Annotated in this window: 3 protein-coding genes and 1 pseudogene; 2 read left to right on the top strand and 2 right to left on the bottom strand. The window is 66.2% G+C overall.

Annotated features, from left to right (window positions below; genetic code table 11):
- A partial coding sequence (locus tag CSW58_RS11185) for an ATP-grasp fold amidoligase family protein (RefSeq protein WP_304441645.1) occupies positions 1-382 on the top strand: 382 nt, incomplete at its 5' end.
- Positions 383-420: 38 nt separating this feature from the next.
- On the opposite strand, the gene CSW58_RS15320 is transcribed toward CSW58_RS11185, so the two are convergent.
- Positions 421-546, bottom strand: coding sequence for a hypothetical protein (locus tag CSW58_RS15320; RefSeq protein ID WP_099447341.1), 126 nt, complete (start codon positions 544-546; stop codon positions 421-423).
- 121 nt (positions 547-667) lie between these two features.
- Positions 668-2,098, bottom strand: coding sequence for a protein adenylyltransferase SelO (locus CSW58_RS11175; RefSeq protein WP_099447340.1), 1,431 nt, complete (start codon positions 2,096-2,098; stop codon positions 668-670).
- Between the two features lie 264 nt (positions 2,099-2,362).
- Here CSW58_RS11175 and CSW58_RS11170 point away from each other — a divergent pair.
- Positions 2,363-2,619, top strand: a pseudogene (locus tag CSW58_RS11170) (TonB-dependent receptor); the annotation flags it as partial.

Raw genomic sequence — 2,619 nt, 5'->3', positions numbered from 1 at the left:
GATCGAACCGGATTTCAGTCAGGACGGCGTGGTTCCGAGCGACATCAAGCTCTTCACCTTCGGCGGCCAGGTGAAGGCCATCCAGGTCGACAGCATGCGCTTTTCCGATCACCGGCGGGACTTCTACACGGCCGCCTGGGAGCCGATGGCCTTCATGCTGGAGAAGAAGCGCTCGGGACGTCTCGCGCCAAGGCCCCGTCATCTCGACCAGATGATCGCGGCGGCGGAAACTATCGGTCGCGAGTTCAGCTTCGTTCGCGCCGATTTCTACGACCTGCCCGACCACCCGCGCTTTGGCGAACTGACCTTCTATCCAGGCTCGGGCTACGATCGATTCCGGCCACAAGCCATGGACCTGCAATTTGGCCAATGGTGGCCCTAATCGTCTTCGAGCCCGTTCAGAAGGAGGATCGTCCGCGTTCAGGCGAGCTTGTGCTTGTCCTGCAGACACTCGCTGATCGCGCGGGCGCAGCCGGGCAGGCCCAGGGCGCCGATGAAGGCCATGGCCACGGCGCAGACCAGCAGCACAGGTTGAAAAATTCGCATGCGGAGTACTCCACCAGCCTTGGGCGCTCTCGGCGCGCCCCCGGATCCATAAGGCTGAAGCTTTGCCCTTGGTTCCCGGTCGCGCCTTAAAAGTTCAGCATGCGGCACAAAGGCCTCAACTTTATGTCAGTGGGGCCAGATCATAGGCCTGACGCGCCTGTTCAAGGGCGGCGAGCTTGGCGTGAAGCGGGCCCCAGTCGTCAGTTTCGGCGATCGGCGCCCACAGGGCTTCGACCTCCTCGATGAGCAGCTCCTGCGGCTCGGCGTGACCGAAGGCCGGGTGGGCGAGGCGCTCGGGCCGGTCGGGCGCGAAATCTGCGGCGCGACGCCGGAAGTCCAGGAACTCGGCGTTGCCGTAGAGCGCCGCGCGCGGGCCGCCCAGGGCTCGATCCTCGGAGGCCGCGCCCCCGAACCAGTCAAAGAAGAACGGCTCCCAGCGCAGGGCGTCGCCGCCGGTCGCCAGCGCCTTGAAGGCGGCCTGGACCAGGGCGAGGTCCTGTTCGGGCGATTGGCTCTCTAGGCCCAGGCGTCGCAGCATCGCCGCCCGCAGGGCGTCCCGATAAAGATCCGAGAATCCGTTGAGCGCCGCGATCAGGCTGGCCTGGTCTCCGATCAGGGTCAGGCAGGCGGCCAGCTGCTGCAGGTTCCAGAACACGGCCTCGGGCTGACGACCGAAGCTGTAGAGGCCGGAATGGTCGAAATAGGCGGCGGTGAAATTGGGATCGTTGTGGGGTAGGAAGCGCCAGGGGCCGTAGTCGAAGCTTTCGCCGGTCACCACCATGTTGTCGGTGTTGAGCACGCCGTGCACGAAGCCGGCGCTCATCCAGCCGGCCAGCAGCCGGGCGCTTCGGGCCGCGACCTCGCGCAACAGGACGGCGGGGCGATCGGGCAGGTCGGCCAGGTGCGGGAAATAGGTCTCGACGGCGTGATCGGTCAGGATCCGGATGTGATCGGGGCGTTCCAGATAGGCCTGACGCTGAAAGGTCCCGAACCGCAGATGGCTGTGCGACAGGCGGGTGAGCACGGCCGAGCGGGTGGGGCTGGGCTCGTCGCCGCGTTGCAGGGCCTCGCCGGTCTCGACCAGGCTGAAAGCGCGCGAGGTGGGGACGCCGAGCGCCTCCAGCAGCCCGGCGGCGAGCACTTCGCGGACCCCGCCCTTCAGGGTCAGCCGGCCGTCGCCGTTTCGCGACCAAGGCGTCTGACCCGAGCCCTTGGTCGCCAGATCCAGCAGGCGACCGCCGTCCGTCTCGCGAAGCTGCGCGAACAGGAACCCGCGCCCGTCGCCCAGGTCGGGGTTGTAGCTGCGAAACTGGTGGCCGTGATAGCGCATGGCCAGCGGCGCGGGCTGATTGTCCGGCAGGGGATGAAATCGGCCGAAATGGACCAGGCGTTCGTCGGGGGTCAGGGTGTCGAGCCCCACGGACGCCGCCGCCCGCTCATTCCAGACCCGCGCGATCGTCGCTGGGAAATCGGCGGGGGCCACGGGGTCGGCGAACTCAGGGCCCAGGGCCATGAAGCGCGGGTCCGGACGGTAGGCTGGGGAAACGGGCATGATTTTCAGATGAGCCCGGACGCCAACTCGCGCAAGCGTGGAAAGTGACGCGATGGACCCGTCGGCCCGTCGCGTCGGGCGGGCCCGCTGTCGCATCTTCGCAACATACGCCTGAGATCCTTTGCTAGGCAGGGATTGTCCTTGCTGTCCCCGCGGGGCCGCCCTATTTCTCGCTCGTCAATTCGAACGTGTGTTCGGGGCATGACCAAATCAAAAAGCCGGAGCGATGCAAGCGCTCGGGCTACAAGCAAACCGAGGTAGGAAATGCGCTTCTCCCAAGTGCTTTGTGGTACGGCGTCGGCCGTCGTGCTCGCTGGTCTGGTCTCCGCCAGGCGGCCCAGGCTCAAGAAGCCGAAGTCCAAACCGTCGACAGCATCATCGTCACCGCCCAGAAGCGCGAGCAGAACCTGCAGGACGTTCCTGTCGTGGTCACCGCGATGGCGCCAAGCTGCTGCAAGACACCGGCGTTAAGGACATCAAGGATCTGACGATCCTGACCCCCGGCCTGACCGTGACCTCGA

Origin of the sequence: Caulobacter sp. B11 (assembly GCF_002737765.1) — a bacterium.
Lineage (GTDB): Bacteria > Pseudomonadota > Alphaproteobacteria > Caulobacterales > Caulobacteraceae > Caulobacter.
This window is presented reverse-complemented; position numbering and strand designations above follow the sequence as displayed.

Coding starts and splice junctions, on each gene's coding strand:
- CSW58_RS15320 (WP_099447341.1), bottom strand. CDS start 546: ATGCGAATTTTTCAACCTGTGCTGCTGGTCTGCGCCGTGGCCATGGCC.
- CSW58_RS11175 (WP_099447340.1), bottom strand. CDS start 2,098: ATGCCCGTTTCCCCAGCCTACCGTCCGGACCCGCGCTTCATGGCCCTG.